At 75.5% G+C, this 17,714-nt stretch carries 17 protein-coding genes; 10 read left to right on the forward strand and 7 right to left on the reverse strand.

What is annotated here, in order from left to right; genetic code table 11:
- Positions 1 to 64: 64 nt before the first annotated feature.
- Genes HBO46_RS02990 through HBO46_RS03010 form a run of 5 tightly spaced genes read left to right on the forward strand, consistent with a single transcriptional unit; the run spans position 65 to position 2,466 of the window.
- A complete protein-coding gene (locus HBO46_RS02990) occupies positions 65 to 409 on the forward strand; it encodes a hypothetical protein (RefSeq protein WP_166136951.1) in 345 nt (114 codons plus the stop codon).
- A gap of 1 nt (position 410) precedes the next feature.
- Complete coding sequence (locus tag HBO46_RS02995) at positions 411 to 1,154, forward strand: hypothetical protein (RefSeq protein ID WP_166136948.1); 744 nt, start codon at positions 411 to 413, stop codon at positions 1,152 to 1,154.
- Positions 1,151 to 1,471, forward strand: a complete 321-nt coding sequence (locus tag HBO46_RS03000; protein ID WP_166136945.1) for a hypothetical protein — start codon at positions 1,151 to 1,153, stop codon at positions 1,469 to 1,471. The genes HBO46_RS02995 and HBO46_RS03000 overlap by 4 nt, the downstream gene beginning before the upstream one ends.
- A 9-nt stretch (positions 1,472 to 1,480) precedes the next feature.
- Complete coding sequence (locus HBO46_RS03005; protein ID WP_166136942.1) at positions 1,481 to 2,203, forward strand: copper homeostasis protein CutC; 723 nt, start codon at positions 1,481 to 1,483, stop codon at positions 2,201 to 2,203.
- Entirely contained in the window at positions 2,200 to 2,466 is a 267-nt protein-coding gene (locus HBO46_RS03010) for a DUF4031 domain-containing protein (protein WP_166136939.1), read from the forward strand. The genes HBO46_RS03005 and HBO46_RS03010 overlap by 4 nt, the downstream gene beginning before the upstream one ends.
- A gap of 53 nt (positions 2,467 to 2,519) precedes the next feature.
- Here HBO46_RS03010 and HBO46_RS03015 read toward each other — a convergent pair whose 3' ends face one another.
- The gene (locus tag HBO46_RS03015; protein WP_166136937.1) at positions 2,520 to 3,128 is read right to left on the reverse strand and encodes an HD domain-containing protein; all 609 of its coding nucleotides are present in this window, start codon (positions 3,126 to 3,128) and stop codon (positions 2,520 to 2,522) included.
- 68 nt (positions 3,129 to 3,196) lie between these two features.
- Between HBO46_RS03015 and HBO46_RS03020 the strand changes: the two genes are divergently transcribed.
- On the forward strand, positions 3,197 to 3,571 hold the full coding sequence (locus HBO46_RS03020; RefSeq protein ID WP_166136934.1) for a nuclear transport factor 2 family protein: 375 nt from the start codon (positions 3,197 to 3,199) through the stop codon (positions 3,569 to 3,571).
- On the opposite strand, the gene HBO46_RS03025 is transcribed toward HBO46_RS03020, so the two are convergent.
- From HBO46_RS03025 to serA, 3 genes are read right to left on the reverse strand one after another with little or no spacing between them, the layout of a single operon-like run.
- Complete coding sequence (locus tag HBO46_RS03025; protein ID WP_191480195.1) at positions 3,564 to 4,958, reverse strand: MSCRAMM family protein; 1,395 nt, start codon at positions 4,956 to 4,958, stop codon at positions 3,564 to 3,566. The two genes, HBO46_RS03020 and HBO46_RS03025, sit on opposite strands and share 8 nt — an antisense overlap.
- Positions 4,959 to 4,993: 35 nt before the next feature.
- Positions 4,994 to 5,875 (reverse strand): oxygenase MpaB family protein, encoded by an 882-nt coding sequence (locus HBO46_RS03030; RefSeq protein ID WP_166136931.1) that lies wholly within the window; start codon positions 5,873 to 5,875, stop codon positions 4,994 to 4,996.
- Positions 5,876 to 5,912: 37 nt separating this feature from the next.
- A complete protein-coding gene (gene serA, locus HBO46_RS03035) occupies positions 5,913 to 7,115 on the reverse strand; it encodes a phosphoglycerate dehydrogenase (protein ID WP_166136928.1) in 1,203 nt (400 codons plus the stop codon).
- 232 nt (positions 7,116 to 7,347) lie between these two features.
- Here serA and HBO46_RS03040 point away from each other — a divergent pair, with 232 nt between their 5' ends.
- The gene (locus HBO46_RS03040) at positions 7,348 to 8,109 is read left to right on the forward strand and encodes a hypothetical protein (protein WP_166136925.1); all 762 of its coding nucleotides are present in this window, start codon (positions 7,348 to 7,350) and stop codon (positions 8,107 to 8,109) included.
- Positions 8,110 to 8,203: 94 nt separating this feature from the next.
- On the opposite strand, the gene HBO46_RS03045 is transcribed toward HBO46_RS03040, so the two are convergent.
- Together HBO46_RS03045 and HBO46_RS20730 are read right to left on the reverse strand one after the other, a co-directional pair.
- The gene (locus tag HBO46_RS03045; protein ID WP_166136922.1) at positions 8,204 to 9,844 is read right to left on the reverse strand and encodes a DNA repair helicase XPB; all 1,641 of its coding nucleotides are present in this window, start codon (positions 9,842 to 9,844) and stop codon (positions 8,204 to 8,206) included.
- Positions 9,845 to 9,887: 43 nt separating this feature from the next.
- A complete protein-coding gene (locus HBO46_RS20730) occupies positions 9,888 to 12,164 on the reverse strand; it encodes a helicase-associated domain-containing protein (protein WP_166136919.1) in 2,277 nt (758 codons plus the stop codon).
- A 192-nt stretch (positions 12,165 to 12,356) separates the two neighbouring features.
- On the opposite strand from HBO46_RS20730, the gene HBO46_RS03055 reads away from it, so the two are divergent.
- Both HBO46_RS03055 and HBO46_RS03060 read left to right on the forward strand, forming a co-directional pair.
- On the forward strand, positions 12,357 to 13,622 hold the full coding sequence (locus HBO46_RS03055; protein WP_191480196.1) for an FHA domain-containing protein: 1,266 nt from the start codon (positions 12,357 to 12,359) through the stop codon (positions 13,620 to 13,622).
- Positions 13,623 to 13,632: 10 nt separating this feature from the next.
- Positions 13,633 to 14,580: an RDD family protein gene (locus HBO46_RS03060; RefSeq protein ID WP_166136916.1), complete on the forward strand. Its 948-nt coding sequence runs from the start codon at positions 13,633 to 13,635 to the stop codon at positions 14,578 to 14,580.
- A 52-nt stretch (positions 14,581 to 14,632) separates the two neighbouring features.
- Here the strand turns inward: HBO46_RS03060 and HBO46_RS03065 are convergent, their stop codons facing one another.
- On the reverse strand, positions 14,633 to 16,804 hold the full coding sequence (locus tag HBO46_RS03065; protein WP_166136913.1) for a S8 family serine peptidase: 2,172 nt from the start codon (positions 16,802 to 16,804) through the stop codon (positions 14,633 to 14,635).
- Positions 16,805 to 17,012: 208 nt separating this feature from the next.
- Here HBO46_RS03065 and HBO46_RS03070 point away from each other — a divergent pair, with 208 nt between their 5' ends.
- Entirely contained in the window at positions 17,013 to 17,693 is a 681-nt protein-coding gene (locus HBO46_RS03070; protein ID WP_166136910.1) for an HAD family hydrolase, read from the forward strand.
- The last annotated feature ends 21 nt before the right edge of the window (positions 17,694 to 17,714 follow it).

Consider the following 17,714-nt stretch of genomic DNA (forward strand, 5'->3'; position numbering starts at 1 on the left):
GCGCGCCCGGGCAGCCCTTGAGGGTCGGCCGCACGCGGCGGCCGCGGGGTCGAGGAGGCGCGACATGGCGGCTGGGGACGTGTTCGTGGAACGGTGGCTGGACCTGAGACGGCTGCCGGAGGTGATGGACGACGCCGCCGGCCAGGCAGCGGCGATCGTCGAGCATGCGGTGACCTGGGTGGCGCGCCGCGACGGCTTCGAGCCGAGCCCGGTCTGCCTGCTGCGCCCGCTGGCCGAGGCGATGGACCAGGTGGCGCTCGCCTTCGAGGAGCTCGGCCGACGCTACGCCGAGCAGTGGCGCGAGGTCCGTGACGCGGTGGTCCTCAGCACCGCCGAGCTGGAGCGTGCCGACCGGGCCGCGGCGCAGGACGCCGCCCGCGTGCACGCCCAGCTGCCCGGGACGGCCTGAGATGGCGGTCCCGGCGCTGGTCGACATCAGCCTGCCCCCGCCCGCCCTCGGCACCCGCGAGATCGCGCACGACCCCACCTTCACCGCCTGGGACACCACCTACTCGGAGCTGCGCGACGTGGTCAACCTCGGCATCGACGCGCTCAACAAGGCCGGCGCCGGGCTGCGCCGCCTGCCCGAGGAGAGCCTCGAGGAGCTGATCGTGCGCCCGCTGTCCGGCGACTACGCGGCGATCCGGCAGAACGCCCACGCGTGCGGCGACGTCCGCGCGGCCCTGCACGTGTGGGCCGACAACCTGATCCGGCTCTCGGTCGGGGTCGACCCGGCATGGGGCGGCCAGGCGGCCGCGGCGTACGTCGTGGAGGTCAACCTGCTCGGCCTGGCCGGGCGGGCGGTGGCCGAGCTGGTCGGCGCCGGGGCCGGGGTGCTGGAGACGGTGGCGGGCTTCGTCGAGCGGCTCGCGGTGGAGGTCGAGCGGCTGCTGGTGGACCTCGGTCAGGCGCTGTTCCGGCTGGTGGCCAAGATCAGCGCCAAGGTCGGCGGGCCGCTGGGCTGGGCGGCGTTCGCCACCGAGCTGGCGACACGCGGCCTCGCCGCGGTCACCGACATCATCGACGACGTCCGTCTCGTGGTGGACCTCATCGAGACCCTGCTCGACCTGCGCGCGAGCGTCACGGCCTGGGTGAGCGAGCAGCGCGAGCGGCTCGCCCTGTTCGCCGAGCTGCCGGCGCTGATGACGCGATGAGCGGCTCGGCGCAGGAGGCGGTGGACCGGGTCCTCGCCCGCGGCGCGCTCCTCCACGACCGGGCCCGCGCCCTCGACCGGGCGGGCCACGGGGACCCGGTGGTCCGGGCGGCGCTGCGCAGCGCGCTGCACGAGGCGACCGGGCCCGAGGCCCCGCTGGTGCCGCGCACGGTGGGGGAGCGGGTGCGGCGCGGCACCCTGACCTGGGACCGGGTGTGGCAGGAGCCGCAGGAGGTCGGCCCGGAGGCGGTGCTGGTGGTGCGACGCGCGCTCGCCGCGCTGGCGCGCTCCGCGCGGGAGCAGGGCCTGGGGTCCTAGCATCGGTCCATGACGACCGTGCCGCCGCTGCTCGAGGTGACGGTGCTGCACGAGCGCGACGTGCCCGGCGCGGTCGGCGGGGGCGCCGACCGGCTGCACCTGGTCAGCCACGCCGGGGCCCCGGAGGACGGGCCGACCTCGCCGGAGCCGGCCACGGTGTCGGGGGTCTGCCGCGCCAGCGAGGTGCCGGTCTTCGTGCTGCTCCGCCTCAACTCCTCCTGGACCACCACCGGGGGCGAGCTCACCCGGTTGGCCGGCCTCGCGCACGACTACCTCGGCGCCGGGGCGGCCGGGGTGTCCTTCGGCTTCCTCGACGTCGACCTGGGCATCGACACCGGGGTGTGCGCCGAGCTCGCCCGGATGCTGCGCGGGGTGCCGTGGACCTTCCACCGCGGCTTCGACGCCGCGCTGGAGCCCCAGCGGGCCTGGCGCGACGTCGCCGGGCTGCCCGGGGTGGTCGGCGTGCGCTCGGCCGGATCGCTGCGCGGCATGGACTCCGGCATCGATGAGCTGCTCGCGACGGTGAGCGCGGACCCGGTCGCCGCGCGGCTGCTGGTGGCCGGCGGCGGGCTGCTGGCCGAGCACGTCCCGTGGCTGCTCCGGGCCGGGGTGGGGCAGTTCCACCTCGGGCGCCAGACCCGGCCCGGCGCGACGTACCGCTCCTACGTCGACGCCGCCCACGTGCGCTCGTGGCGTCTGCTGCTCGACGACGCCGCCGAGCGGATCCGATGATCCTGGTCGACCCGCCGCACGTCCCCGGGCACGGCCGGTTCTGGTCGCACCTGGCCAGCGACGTCTCCTACGAGGAGCTGCACCGCTTCGCCCGCGGGCTCGGGATCCCCGAGCGCGGCTTCGACCGCGACCACTACGACGTGCCCTCGGAGTGGTACGACGACGTGGTCGCCGCCGGCGCCACCCCGGTCTCCTCGCGCGACCTGGTGGCCCGCCTCAACGCGGCCGGCCTGCGCCGCCGCAAGACCCCCCGTCCCCGCTGAACCCTCCGCCGAGTCGGGGCCAATGGTTGCGCGAGTCGGGGCTTGTGGCGCCGTCAGCCGATCCGGGCGAGGAGACCGGCCAGCTCGTGCTCGAGGTTGGCGCGGGCGGGGGCCTCCCAGCGCTCCAGCGCGTACGGCGTGCGGAACAGCCGCTCCTTCGCGGTGAGGTTCTGCAGCACCCGGGCCCGCCCGGCCAGGAAGGTGGCGTCGTCGAGGTGGGCGTACTCCACGCGCACCGCCGCTGCGTAGGCGGCGTACCGCTCGGCGGGGGAGGCGAGGATCGCCAGGTCGGCGTCGGACAGCGCGCACCCGTTGGCGTCGTCCGGCGCCGGGTCGTGGGTCTCGGTGAGCCGCACCAGTCGGGCCACCTCGGCGACCTCCACGTCGCTGAGGAGACCCACCAGGGCGTGCTCCGCCCAGGCGGCGGAGCGCTCCTCGGCGTCGCGCTCCCCGTCGTACACCGCGTCGTGGAACCACGCGGCCAGCACCACCGGCACCGGGTCGTAGACGAAGCCGGCCCGGGCGAGCTCGCTGAGGCGCCGCAGCACCTCGGCCAGGTGCTGCGCGTCGTGGTAGCCCCGGCTCGGGTCGGCGTAGGCCGCGTGCAGCGCGTCGCGCAGCTCGGGGGCATCGGGCAGGGGCCAATGATCAGCAGGGTCCACGCCCCCATCTAAGCAAGCCGCTACGGTGACGCAAACCAGATCGCCCCCAGACCCCAGGAGACGAACAGATGGCAGTGACCCCCGAGCGGATCCGCGCGGTCGTGGAGCAGTACGTCGAGCTCATCGGACGCGGCGACGCGGACGAGATCGCCGGGCTGTACGCCGACGGCGCGAGCCTCGAGGACCCGGTCGGCAGAGAGCCGCTGACCGGCCGCGAGCAGATCCGGAAGTTCTACGCCAACCTCGCCGGGGCCGACATCAGCACCCGGCTGTTCGAGGTGCGGATCTGCGGCAACGAGGCGGTCTTCCACTTCGAGGTGGCCACCCGTGCCGGTGACGCGTCCTACACGGTGGCGCCCATCGACCTGATGAGCTTCGACGAGCAGGGCCGGATCACCTCGATGCGCGCCTTCTGGAGCCAGACGGACATGAAGGTCAGCTGACCGGACCCACGGTCGGCGTCGGCGTGGGACTCGAGGTCGGTGTCGGCGTCGAGGTCGGCGTCGGCGTGGGAGTCACCGTCGGCGTGGGAGTCGGGGTCGGGGTCGGCGTGGGTGTCGGCCCCGGCGGCCGGCACTGGGTCGGCTGGCCCGAGGCGGTCGAGCGGGGCAGGAGCAGCAGGCCCACGGAGGTCTCGCGCCCGGTCGTGACCGACACGCTCGCACGGCGGTAGGACGTGAACAGGCAGTAGCTGCTGCGCGTCGTCATCCACCCGCCGCGGTCGGCCTGCGGATTGACGACCACCGTCAGGCCGCTCTGGGTCGTCAGCTGGCCACCGAACCGGAAGCGGCCGCGGGAGTCGGCGGTCGTGGTGGCGAGCCGGTTCCCGGCCCGGTCGAAGAGCATGACCTCGGCGCTGGGCAGCGCGAAGGCGGGGTCGGCGGCGTCGACCACCGTGCCGCTCACGCTCGCGCCGCGCTTGGTCCACACGAAGGTGCTGGCCAGGTCGGCCCGGCCGGCGCGGACCTGGGCCCCGCGCACGACGCCGGACTGGGCGAGGTAGTCGCCGGCGCCCGGGGCGATCATGGTGTAGCCCCCCGGGTGGAGCCCGCGGAAGGTGACGGTGCCGTCGCGGCTGCTGCGCGCGCTCCACCACTGGCCGCTGGCCCTGCTCACCACGGTCACGGTGACCCGCTGCCGCACCTTCGCACCGGACGCCTGGCCGAAGCGCAGATCGACCAGCAGGGTGCCGCCACGGGTGCTCAGGCGCGGGCTCACGTGGCGCGCCTGGCCGCGCTTGAGCGCTCCGGCCCAGGTGCTCTTGCCGACCCACACACCGGAGCGGTCCCAGGTGAAGACCGAGTAGCGCCCGGCCGGGAGGCCACCGATGGCGAACTCTCCCTTCGCGTTGGCCTTGGTCTCGAAGGACTGCTCGCTCGCGTTGGCGGCGACCACCTTCGCGCCGGGCAGCACCTTGCCGCCGCCGCGGGCGACGCCGGTGATGCCGGCGCCGCGCGTCAGGCGGACGTTGCGCTGCACGGTCCGCCCCGCGCGCACCGTCACCGTGACGTTGCCGGGGGCGTACTTGGTGAGGTCGTACGCCGGGCGCAGGTCGACGAACTGCAGGCGGTAGGTGCCCGGGGCGAGGTTGAGCGAGTAGATCCCGTAGCGCACCTTCTTCTGACCGAGGTAGCGCCAGTCCTTGGTGAACCACAGCATCTTCAGCCGGGGTGCGCCCGCCTGCGGGCCGGTGATCTCGCCGCGCACCGTGCCCATGCTCGGTGCGCCCGTCGCCGGGGGCGTCGGGGTCGCGACCGTGAGCAGCAGCGCGGCGATGAGCGTCGCCAGTGCGAGCAGGACGGACACGCGGCGGATCCGGAGGTTCTCCACGGGTGGAGCCTAGGGGCGCCCGCCGACGCCGATCCTCAAGGTCTGCGAAGGCTCTCCTCAATTTCCTGCGGGCGGTCCACCGGGGCCGGCCGCATCGCCCAGCGGATGGTGCCGGTGGCCAGCGTCCCCAGGGCCCGGACCACGGTGCGCTCGGTGACCGGGAGCCGGGGCAGCCGCAGCGGCCGCCGGGTCCACGCGGGCATCAGCGCGACCGCGGCCGCGCCCAGCACGGCGTACGGCGGGCGCGCCGCGAGCGGCAGCGGCGGGTGCAGGAGCACGTGGGCGACCGCCTCGCGGGCCTCCGGGGTGGCGCGCAGCTCGGGTCGGTACGACGCCAGCGTGGTGGCCAGCTCCTCGGTGGTCGTCGGCGGGTCGATCACGCCGAGGCGGCGACCGATCTCGGCGAGCTGGACGAGGTAGGTGTCGCGCCCGGCGGCGTCGAGGGGCTCGCGGCCGTAGATGTCGTGGGCGCGCAGGAAGCTGTCCGCCTCGGCCGCGTGCACCCAGCCCAGCAGGTGCGGGTCGGAGGCGGCGTACGGCGTGCCGTCGGGCATCACGCCACGCACCCGCTCGTGGATCTTGCGCACCCGGGCGATCGCGGCCTCGGCGTCCTCGACGTGGCCGAAGGTCGTGGTGGCGAGGAAGGTGCTGGTGCGCGCGAGGCGACCCCAGGTGTCGACCCGGTAGTCGGAGTGCTCGGCGACGCCGCGCATCGCCGCCGGGTGGAGGGTCTGCAGCAGCAGCGCGCGCAGTCCGCCGACGAACATCGAGGCGTCACCGTGCACGGTGGTGATCGGTGAGCCCGCCTCGAACAGGCGTGGACCCGGCCGGCCGTGGATGCGCTGTCGCTGGGCGTCGCCGTCCGGTCCGGCGACGCGCTGGAAGATGACCTGCCCGAGCCGGTCCCGTACGCCCATGTCGGCCAGCGTACGGAGCCGGGCACGAATCAGCGGCTCACGCCGACCAGGTCCGGACCCAGATCGCCTTGTCGGAGCGGCAGAGACGCTCGAGGGAGCCGGTCGAGGGCGGCGCGGCGACGTCGGTGACGACGTACCCGAGCTCGCCGGAGGTGGCCAGGGTCTGGCCGGTGACGTTGTCGCCCTGCTCGGCCAGGAGGTCGTTGAGCTTGGCGAGCACGCCCGGCACGTTGCGGTGCAGGAAGCCCAGCCGGTGCTGGCCCGGGGCCATCGGCGGCGGGGCGACGGCGGGCATGTTGACCGACAGCCCGGTGCTGCCCTCGAGAGCGAAGGCGACGAGCTTGCCGGACACGAAGCGCCCGATCTCCTCCTGCGCCTCCTGGGTGGAGCCGCCGACGTGGGGGGTCAGGATCACGTTGTCCAGGCCGCGCAGGACCGACTCGAACTGGTCGCCCTGCGCCTTCGGCTCGACCGGGAAGACGTCGAGCGCGGCGCCGGCGAGGTGGCCGGACTTCAGGTGGTCGCGCAGCGCGTGGTCGTCGACGACCATGCCGCGCGAGGCGTTGATGAACATCGCCCGCGGCTTCATCTGGGAGAACTGCTTGGCGCCGAACAGGCCCGCGTTGCCCAGGCGCCCGTCGATGTGCAGGCTCACGACGTCGGAGATCGCGAGCAGCTCCTCGAGGCTGTTCATCCGTCGCGCGTTGCCGTGGGCCGGGCGGTCGGCGGTGTCGTAGAAGACGACCTGCATGCCGAGCGCCTCGGCGACCGTGGAGAGCTGGGTGCCGATGTTGCCGTAGCCGACGATGCCCAGGATCCGCCCGCGCACCTCGTGGCTGCCCTTCGCGGACTTGTCCCACACGCCGGCGTGCATCCGCTCGATCTTCTCGGGCAGGCGGCGGGCGAGGGCGATGATCTCGCCGATCACGAGCTCGACCACGCTGCGCGTGTTGGAGTACGGCGCGTTGAAGACCGCGACGCCGCGCTCGGAGGCGGCTGCGAGGTCGACCTGGTTGGTCCCGATGCAGAAGCAGCCGATCGCCACCAGGTCCGGGGCGGCGTCCAGCACCTTGGCGGTGACCGTGGTGTTGGAGCGGATGCCGAGCATGGCCACGCCCGGCAGGGCGGCGATGAGCTCGTCCTCGGAGAGCGAGTGGCTCAGCAGCTCGACCTCGAAGCCACGGGCCTCGAGCTGCTCGACGGCGACGGGATGGATGTTCTCCAGCAGCAGGACCTTCACGGTCACTCACTGTAGGACCGCGACGCTCCGCGGGCCGGACCGGGCCGGTCCTCGGACGGGTGGGGTGAGGTACGGCGCACCGGTGCCCCCCTCCCCATGTAACGCGGGGTTATCGACGCTGCACACGTGGTGTACGCCGTGGGAAGCGTCCACAGCACGATGTCAGTCGTCTGCCGCGGCACCCCGGGAAACCGGTGGCCCGGGGAGACCCCGGGTGTCTAGCGTCGCGGCCATGCCCCCGGACCCCGACTCCTTCCTCGCCCTGGCGCGCAGCTCGCCCTGGCGCTGGACGACGCTGCACCTGGCGCACCGCTCCGGGTTCGCTGGCGAGTGCGAGGCCTGGGTGCGTCGACCGGGGGAGCTGCTGGTGCGCGACAGCGAGGGTCGGCTGCACCGGGCGAGCGGGCTGCCCTACACCCGCGGCACGCTGATGGTCTTCACCGCGGAGGGGACCCCGCCCCCGGACCCGGTGCCGGAGCACACCTCGGTGCTCCCGCACCAGATCGCCCCGCCGTTGCGCGCCGACGGGCTGGTCGAGTGGCGCCCCGAGCGCTTCGACCTCGACTACGACGACCCGATGTACACCAACTACAGCTGGGTCGCGATGCTCGACCCGGTGGAGCTGAGCCACCACGTGGCGGTGGACCGGTTGCGCGCCGACGTCGTCGCCGGCCGTCCCGCGTGGCGAGCCGACCTGCGGGCGCTGCCCGGGTACGACCCGCGCTGCGGCGGCAACTGCTGCGAGCTGCTCGACAGCGAGGCCGGGATGCGCGCGGACCTCGACGACGACGAGGAGCTGCCGCCGAGCTGGCGCGGCCGGGACCACCCCGACCACTACGACGTCGCCCTCGACGTACAGACGGGGGTGGTCGTGCGCTGCCTGCCCGTCGGCGGCCCCGACGACGCGCCCTGGCTGGAGAACGACATCCTCGAGGTCGACACGGACCTCGACGAGCTGTTCGACCGGCCCGGGACGACACCGCCGGCGCGCTGACCACTCCCCATGTCACGCGGGGGTGTCGACGCTGCACGGCCCCGCCATTGGGGCCGACTCGCGCAACCACAAGCCCCGACTCGGGGAGAGGGGGTCAGGCGGGGAGGTCCTCGGCGTCCACGATCCGGTAGGCGTAGCCCTGCTCGGCGAGGAAGCGCTGGCGGTTCTGGGCGAACTCCGCATCGACGGTGTCGCGCGAGACGATCGTGTAGAAGTGCGCGGACTTGCCCTCCGACTTCGGGCGCAGCAGCCGGCCGAGGCGCTGGGCCTCCTCCTGACGCGAGCCGAACGAGCCGGACACCTGGATCGCCACCTCGGCGGAGGGCAGGTCGATGGAGAAGTTCGCGACCTTGCTGACCACCAGCAGCCCGATCTCCCCGGAGCGGAAGGCGTCGAAGAGGCGCTGGCGCTCCTTCACGGTCGTCTCGCCCTTGATCACCGGGGCATCGAGCTCGGCGGCGAGCTCGTCGAGCTGGTCGATGTACTGCCCGATCACCAGCGTCGGCTGACCGGGGTGGGCGGCCACGATGTCGCGCACCACCCGGGTCTTCTCCGCGGTGCAGGAGGCGAGCCGGTAGCGCTCCTCGGGCTCGGCGGTGGCGTAGACCAGCCGCTCCGCGCTCGGCAGCGTCACCCGCACCTCCACGCAGTCGGCGGGCGCGATCCAGCCCTGCGACTCGATGTCCTTCCACGGCGCGTCGTACCGCTTCGGCCCGATCAGGGAGAACACGTCGCCCTCCCGGCCGTCCTCGCGCACCAGCGTCGCGGTCAGCCCGATCCGGCGGCGGGCCTGGAGGTCGGCGGTCATCCGGAAGATCGGTGCGGGCAGCAGATGCACCTCGTCGTACACGACCAGGCCCCAGTCGCGGGCGTCGAGCAGCTCCAGGTGCGGGTAGGCGCCCTTGCGGCGCAGCGTCAGCACCTGGTACGTCGCGATCGTGACCGGCCGGATCTCCTTCATGGCGCCGGAGTACTCGCCGATCTCGTCCTCGGTCAGCGAGGTCCGCTTGATCAGCTCGTCCTTCCACTGCCGGGCGCTGACGGTGTTGGTGACCAGGATCAGCGTGGTCGCCTGGGCGTGCGCCATCGCGGCCGCCCCGACGATCGTCTTGCCGGCGCCGCAGGGGAGTACGACGACCCCCGACCCGCCGTGCCAGAACGACTCGGCCGCGTCGCGCTGGTAGTCGCGCAGCGTCCAGCCGTCCTCGACCAAGGAGATGGCGTGCGCCTCGCCGTCGACGTACCCGGCGAAGTCCTCGGCCGGCCAGCCGAGCTTGAGCAGCGCCTGCTTGAGGTTGCCGCGCTCGGAGGGGTGCACCACGACGGTGTCCTCGTCGAGGCGGTCGCCGAGCATGCCCTTGATCTTCTTGGCGCGCAGCACCTCCTCGAGCACCGGCCGGTCGGTGCTGGAGAGCACCAGCCCGTGGGTGGGGTGCTTCTCCAGGCGCAGCCGGCCGTAGCGCGCCATCGTCTCGGCGACGTCGACGAGCAGCGCGTGCGGTACGGCGTAGCGGCTGTAGGCCAGCAGCGTGTCCACGATCTGCTCGGCGTCGTGGCCGGCGGCGCGGGCGTTCCACAGGCCGAGCGGGGTGAGGCGGTAGGTGTGGATGTGCTCGGGGCTGCGCTCGAGCTCGGCGAACGGCGCGATCGCCTTGCGGCAGTCCGCGGCACGCTCGTGGTCGATCTCGAGCAGCAGGGTCTTGTCCGACTGGACGATGAGAGGGCCGTCGTTCACCCGGCGAGTCTACGGAGCGGCGGGTGGGCGCTCAGGCCTCGACTCAGTCCTCGACGGGGCGGACCACCGAGATGCGGTGCACCGCGAAGGTGCGCACGTCGTCGGAGCGGTGGTCGTGGGCGGTCAGCTGGCCACCCTCGACCGAGATCGGGTCGACCACCCGCTCGGTGGAGGTGCCGTGGTTGTCGACGTACCCGATCAGCACGCTGGTGCGGGTCTCGACGGCCTCGCGCAGCGCCGCCAGCGACCCGCTCGGGGTCAGCGGGGCCGCCGCGGCGCCGGTCGGACGGGCCTCGGCGGCGCGGTCCCCGGAGCGGATCGCGGTGACCACCGCGGCCACGGTGGCGGTGGCCCGGGCCGCGCTGGCGCCGGCGCTGCGGCGGTGCTCCTTGGGCGTGCGCGCGCGCAGCAGGTCCGGGCGCGAGACCCGCACCGTGCCGTCCGGGGCCTCGACCACCGGTGCGGCGCCGAGGTCGCGCAGCCGGGGGAGCAGCACGTCGATCGGGGTGTCGCTGATCAGCACCGTCGGCGCGATGCGGCGCAGGCCCAGCGAGGCGGCGCGCGGGTGGTGCAGCAGTTCGGCCAGTGCGGTCTCGTCGTCGGCGCGCAGGAACGCCTCGGCGTGCCCGACCCGGATCGTGCCGAAGGTGCGGGCGGTGTCGTCGACGAGGTAGGTCAGCGGCTGCGGCACCGGCGTGCGCGAGACCGAGGCCAGGAACTCGTGCAGCTCCGCGGCCCCCCAGCCGGTGTCCAAGGCTCGGCGTACCGACCCCGGCGTGAAGCGGTACGTCGTCGCGCCGCCGCGTGACTCCACGTCGGCGACGAGCGCCAGGCGGCGCGCGAGGCTGGACTCCAGCGGGCCGGGGGCGACGGCGGTCAGGTCGGCCTGGAGCAGCACGTGGTCGACCGGCTCGGGCATCAGCCGGGTCAGGGCGGGCACGGGGTCGGCGCCGTCGAGCAGCTGCCGGGCGGGGCCGGACAGGCCGCCGAGGGCGGTGACGCCGAGCGCGGCTGCCTCCTCGAGGGACCAGGCGACCAGGTCGGCGCGGGTGCGCGGCCGGCGCGGCCGCAGCCAGGCCAGCCGGGCCACCAGCGACGGCGTGCCGGTGCCGGTGGCCAGGACCTGCCCGTCCGGCAGCGCGGCCAGCTCGCCGAGCGCCGTGCGGCGGGTCTCGACGAGGTGGGAGCCGGTGAGCTCGGGGGCCAGCGCGTTCCAGGTCTTGCCGGCGTTGTCGCGCTTGCCGACCAGGCCGGGCAGGCGGGGGGAGTCCAGCCAGGCGCGCACCAGCGCGACCCAGCGCTCGGCCGGGGTGGTGGCGATCCACAGGTCGAAGGCATCGGTCGGGACCCAGGCCGGGTTGCCGTCGGGGTCCGCGGCGGTGGCCAGCAGTCCGGCGGCGTAGGCCACCTCGACGACGAGCGCGGCCGTGGGCTCGTCCACGTGCAGCAGGAGCGCGGTCGCGCGCAGGTCGCGCACCCCGAGGCCGCCGCTGCGCAGCGACGTCGGCGGGTGGGTGCTCCACTGGTCGAGCAGCAGCTCCACGCGGCGTACCGCCTCGAAGGCGGTGCCCGCGGCGGCGCGGTCCACGAGCGCGGCGTCGCGCTCGCTGGTGACCAGCGGGGGCGGGGTGCCGACGGGCTCACGGGTGGTGCGGCCGCCGCGCAGCGCCAGGCCGACCTCGCCGGGGAGCACGACGACTCCGCCACCGCGGGGCACCAGCAGTCGCCGGGCCAGCAGCTCCTCGGCGGGCGTGCGGGCGTCGTGGGGGCTGACCAGGTGCCGGGAGGTGCCGGTGGTGGCCTCGCCGCCGTGCTCGGCCACGTGCTCGAGCAGGGTCCGGGCGGGCTCGGATAGCTCGGCCAGTCGCTTCTCGATCTCGGCGGGGGGACGCGAATCTGGGCTGCACGGCATGAGACCGCTGGTCCCGGGTCCCGACCCCAGGGCGTCGGCGACGCCGGTGAGCGGGCGCAGCCCGGCCTGGCTCTCCCAGACCAGCGCCAGGTCACCGAGCCGGGCCAGCGCGCGGGCGACGTCGGTGGGCTCGGCGTTGACCACCGTGTCGAGCTGCTCGGGGGTGGAGTGGCCCAGCACCACCAGGGCGTCGAGGACGGTGAGCTCGAGCAGGTCGAGCTGGTCGAGGGCGCGCAGCAGCGAGGACCGGACCGCGGCGCGCGAGGCGAGCTGGCTGGAGTCGTGGGGGACCGGACTGGCCAGGTCGGGGCGGGCGGCGAGCAGGCGGGCGAGCCGCTCGTCGGACCAGCTGCGCAGCTGGTCGGCGAGGGAGCGGAAGCCGCTGGGTGACGCAGGTCGTCCGGACATCGTTTCCCACGCTATCGGCCCGTCGGGAGTCGGCGCGGGGAGGTCCGGCGGACGGATCGCCGGGCGCCGTCCTTCGCAGCCGGCGGGGTGGGGCTGTGCGACGAGGAGAGCCGCCTTCGCGGCGATGTGATGGGATCGAGGACAACCGTCGTCAGCCCAGAGCGTCGACCCGACAGGGAGTGGGAGGCCGCCATGACCGACCCGAGGCAGGACACCGCCCGGCCGCCGCACAGCGGACCGCGGTCCTACCGCAGCGGGGAGTGGTACGCCGTCGTCGGCCCGCACACCCTGCTCCTGCTGCCCCCGGACCAGCGCGCCCGCGCCGCCCGGCTGTGGGAGCTGGCCGACGGGGGCGCCGACCTCGAGGAGCTCCTGGACGCCCTGCTGGCCGGTGGGCTGCGCTCGCTGCCCGGCTTCGCGCTCGCCGGGGTCGTCGAGGACGGGGACACCCGGGTGCTGCTGCGCGGCCCCGTGCACGCCGAGCTGCACGGCGACGAGGGCGTCCTCTCCCTGGACGGCACCGAGGCCGCGAGCTTCCTGGACCGCCGGGTCCCGCGGGTGCGCCGGGTGACGCTGAGCGCCGGCGAGGCGAACGGTCCCGACCTGCTGCTCACCGACGGGCTGGTGCGCGCCGCGCGGGTCGACCACCCGCCGTACGTCGCGCAGGCGCCGGCCCCGCCGCCCGCCCCGCCGGTCTCCGTGCCGGAGTCGCCGCCCGCCCCGCCCGCCCCGCCGACCCCGCCTCCGCCTCCGCCGCCCCCGCCGCCGCGGCCGGAGCCCCCGGCCATGCCGACCCCGCCTCCGCCGCCTCCGTCGCCGTCGCCGTCGCCGGCCGACGTACCGTTCGGCGGTCCGGACACCGGCCCGATCGGTCTGCCCGACCCCGAGGCGCCGACGGCCCTGGACCTGCCTGCGGTCCCCGACTTCCCGCCGGTGCCCCCGCCCCCGATGGGCGGGCCCTCCCCGGTCCCCGGAACCCCGCCCGCCGGTGCGCCGGTCGGATGGGGCGCCGGCGACCGCGAGGCCGGCTTCCACCGGCGCCACGGTGACCACGCCGACCCGCCGGAGCCGTCCGAGCCCGAGCCCGCCGGTGCCGCGGCCGACGCCCCGGTGGCGCGGCTGGTCATCTCCGACGGAACGGTGGTCGACGTGGACCGCCCGGTGCTGATCGGACGTGCGCCCGCGGCCCGTCGCGCCGTCGCCGGGGAGGACGCGCGGCTGGTGACGGTGCCGAGCCCGCACCAGGAGATCTCCGCCACCCACCTCGAGGTCAGCCCCGGCGCCGGGGCCGACACCGGCTCCGCGGTGGTCACCGACCTCGGCTCGACCAACGGCAGCGTGCTGGCCCGCCCGGGCCTGCCCCCGGAGGCGCTCCAACCGGGCGTCTCGGCGCTGCTCGTCCCGGGGTCGCTGATCGACCTCGGCGACGGGGTCACCATCCAGGTCACCACTCCCTGACCCCGGCGCCGTGCGCGACCCGAGCCGTTGTCCGCCGGCGGCGCTGGAGCGCCGTTTCCACGCCGCGGTCCTCGACCTGCTGGTCGTCGCGCTGCCCGCCAGCGCCCTGGCGTACGCCGCGCACCGGCTCGGCGCTCCCGTGCCCGCGGTCCTCGGGGTCGGGGCGGGGGTGCTGCTGGTGGCGGCCGTCCTGGAGGCGGCGGCGGTCGGGCTGACCGGTTCCTCGCCGGGCCGGGCGACGTTCGGGATCCGGACGGTGGGCGCCGAGGGCGTCCCGGTCGGGGCCGGGGCGGGGCTGCTGCGCGCGGCCCTGCTCGCGGGCACGGGCGTCGCCACCCTCGGGGCTGGCCTCGCGGTGCTCGGCTGGACCGCGCTGGTCGACCCGAGCGGACGGCGGCGGGGGTGGCACGACCGGCTTTTCTGCACGGTCGTCCTCGACGTGCGCGGCGGTGACACCGCGGAGCCGGATCCCGCGCCCGGGCCCGCGTCGCTGGTCAACCTCACCACGATGCGCCTGCTGCCCGCGCCCGCCCCACTCCCGGCTGCGGCGCTGCGCCCGGTTGCTCCGGCCCCGGGTGCTCCGCGACCTCTCCCCGGGGAGGTGGGGCCGTCGCCGGCTGCGTCCCGGTGGCGGGTCAGCTTCGACACCGGGGAGTCGATCCTCATCGAGGGCCTCACCCTGGTCGGCAGCGATCCCGGCAGCGATCCCGGCAGCGATCCGGGCAGCGAGCCGGTGCGTCGCCGGGTCACCCTGGGCGACGCCTCGGTGTCACCCACCCACGCCCGGCTCCAGGTGGTGGCCGGCGGCACCCTCGTGCTGATGGTCAGCGCTTCGGGCACGGTGCTGCTGCGCGGCGACGCGCCGCGCGAGCTCGTGCCCGGCCGCGCCACCACCCTGCTTGCCCACGACCGGGTCCGCTTCGGCGATCACCTGATGGAGGTGCTCCGCGAGGCGTGAGCACCGGCCCGCTGGCGCGCCCCGGGGCACCACGCCCGTACGACCACCAACCTCAGCGGGTGATGAGCACCGGCACCCGGGTGCGGGTGCCGGTGGCACCGCGCCAGGTGACCACGCCGTCGTCGACCGGCCGCGCGCCGGAGGCGGGGCCGCTGACGCGCACGGTGTAGGTCGCGGACTCGCCGGGGGCCAGCCGCACCGCGGCGGGGGTGACCCGCACGTCGTACCGCTCGAAGCCGGAGGCGGCGGAGGAGAAGTAGAGCGGCTGTCGCCCGACGTTGGTGATCGTGCGGCGCGCCACGTCGCGGTCCCGGCGCAGGATGATCGAGGGCGTGTTGAGGTGCCGCCCGAGTGAGCCCTCCAACCAGCGCCGGTAGTCGCCCGGATCGAGGTCGTGCACCAGCCCGGGGCGCGCGGCGAGGTCGGACCGCAGGCGCCCGGCCCCGGTGCGCAGCACCGACCCCGGGACCGCGGCGCTGGTGGTGGCGAGCGCGGAGCGGACCGCCGCGGCAGACCAGTCGCGGCGGGCGCGGAGGCGCGCCGCGATCCCGCTGGTGTACGCCGCGGCCGCCGAGGTGCCGCTCGTGAAGGCCCAGCGCTCCGCGCCGGGCGGTACGGCGCTGAGCAGCCCGGTCGCCGGGGCGATCAGGTCGGGGTTGAGCACGGGTGCGGCGGGGTCGCCGGTGGGGGAGAACCCGGCGACCTTCGATGCCGGGCGCCGCGCGCCCTCGGGGCGCAGGGTGACCAGCGCGCCGGGGTTCTCCCGCACCCAGTCGCGCAGTCGCGCGCCATTGTCGCGGCCGAGGTGGACGGTCGGCACGCGGTGCAGGTCGGCGTCGACCGACCCGCGTCGGGTGTTGACCAGCACCACCCCGGCTCCGTCGGCCAGCCCGACCGCCGCGGACTTGTCGACGCGGCTCACCAGGCCGCGCTCGCACACGACGACCCGGCCGCGCGCCCGCGCGGCGTCGAGGCTCCCCGGGGCGCACTGGCGGGCCCGGTCGCGATCGGCCCCGCGGGTGGCGACGTCCGCGGCGAGCACCAGCGGAGCCGGGCCGACGCGCAGCGAGGAGGCCATCGCCCCCGGCAGCGTGGTTCCGTCGCCCAGGACCACCCGGCCGCGGCGCTGGACGCCGGTGGCGCCCCCGACGGTGGTCACCCACGGCGAGGGGTGGGCGGCCCGGGACCGGGCGCCGGCGTTGCCGGCGGCGGCGACCACCACGATGTCGGCCTCGGCGGCGCCGAGGAGCGCGCGCTCGACCGTGTCGACGCCGTCAGGGTTGTCGGGTCCGGGGGAGGCGGGCGTGCCGCCGACGGCGAGGCTGAGCACGTCCACCCGGTCGGCCGTGGCCCGGTCGATCGCGGTGACCAGGTCGGCGCTCGCGCAGCCGTCGTCCGCAGGGTCCGGCGCCGTCCAGCAGGCCTTGTAGACGGCGAGGCGGGCCTGCGGGGCCGCCCCGGAGTGCCGGCCGAGGTCCTCGCGGCCCACCCGCACGCTGATGTCGCTGTTGCCGGCGGCGATCGAGGCGGTGCGGGTGCCGTGACCGTGGTCGTCGCGCGGGGACAGCGAGGACGCCGCCCGCAACCGGCCGCGGCCGAACCCCTCGACGTACCACTGGGCAGCCAGCACCTTGTCGGTGCACGCGGACTGGTCCCAGTCCGGCTCGCTCACGCAGGAGCCGCGGAAGTCCCGCGGCGCGCGGCCCAGGCCGGGCGAGCCGGAGAAGACCGGCCCATCCGGGTGCAGCCCGGTGTCGACCAGGCCGATCACGGTCCCGGCGCCGCCGGTGTCGCGCCCCGTGCCCGGCGCCGGGTGGACGACCCGGGTGCGGGTCGCGGCGAGCGGGCGCACGGTGTTCGGCTCGACCAGGGCGACCTCGGGCTCGGCGCGCAGCGCGCGGACCTGCGCGTCGGTGAGGTCGACGGCGACCCCGCTCAGCGCGGTGGTCCAGCGATAGACGGGCTCCGGGGCCCCGACACGGTCCAGCAGCCGCTGCTGGCGGGCCAGCTCGCGCGTCGGCCCGCTGGGGAACACCCGGTCGGAGGCGGCCGAGCCCGGCCCGGTCAGGGTCACCAGGTGCAGGCGCGCGTCGCCGGCTTCGCCGGCGTGTGGAGCCGGCGGAGCCGCCGACGCTGCCGGCCCGGACAGCCCCGACACTCCGGGCAGCGCGAGCGCGGACATGCCCACGCCGGCGGCCAGGGCGGCGGCGAGCGCGCGGGACATGCGTCGCACCGGGTGCGTCACCCGGGTCCGCCTGCTGCCCATCGCGATCCCTCAGTCCGTTGTGCCAGTCCGTTGCGCCACTCTTCTGCCAGTCCGTTGCGTCAGTGTCGTGAGGCCCGCGACCTGTGGGTCTCGCGCCCCTAGCCTGTCCGACCGGCGCCCGCGCTGACAACCATCCCGTTCTGGCCCGGCCCCTACACTCCGCCCCATGAGCGCGATCCCGGAGCCCACGCCCCTGGTCGTCGGCTTCGACCTCGACCTGACCCTGATCGACACCGCACCCGGGTTCCAGGAGGTGCTCCGGGCCCTCGGCGCCGAGCTCGGCGTCGACTTCCCGGCCGAGGAGATGACCCGTCGGCTCGGCCCGCCCCTGGAGCACCTGCTCGGTCCCTACCTCCCGGCCGAGGCGATCCCGGCCGCCGGGGACCGGTTCCGCGAGATCTACCCCGCGCACGCGATCGCCCCGGTGCCCGCGCTCCCGGGCGCGCACGAGGCGCTCGCCGCCGTACGACGCCACGGCGGGCGCACGGTCGTGGTCACCGGCAAGTTCCCCGAGAACGCGCGCCTGCACGTCGACCACCTCGGCCTCGACGTCGACGTGCTCGAGGGCTGGGTGTGGGGCGTCGGCAAGGCCGCGGTGCTCCAGCGCGAGGGCGCGTCGGTCTACGTCGGCGACCACGTCCACGACGTGGAGGGCGCGCTGGCGGCGGGGGTGGTGAGCGTGTCGGTGCTGAGCGGCGGCTGCACCCGCGAGGAGCTGATCGAGGCCGGAACCCATGTCGTCCTCGACGACCTGGGGCAGTTCCCGGGCTGGCTGGAGGAGCACCTGCTGGCCACGGTGCGCCCCGCCCGCTGCGTGGGTCACCCGGTGGTGCCGCCCACCCGGTGACACATAGGCTGTGCGACCCGC

The organism is Nocardioides ochotonae, from assembly GCF_011420305.2.
Classification (GTDB): domain Bacteria; phylum Actinomycetota; class Actinomycetes; order Propionibacteriales; family Nocardioidaceae; genus Nocardioides; species Nocardioides ochotonae.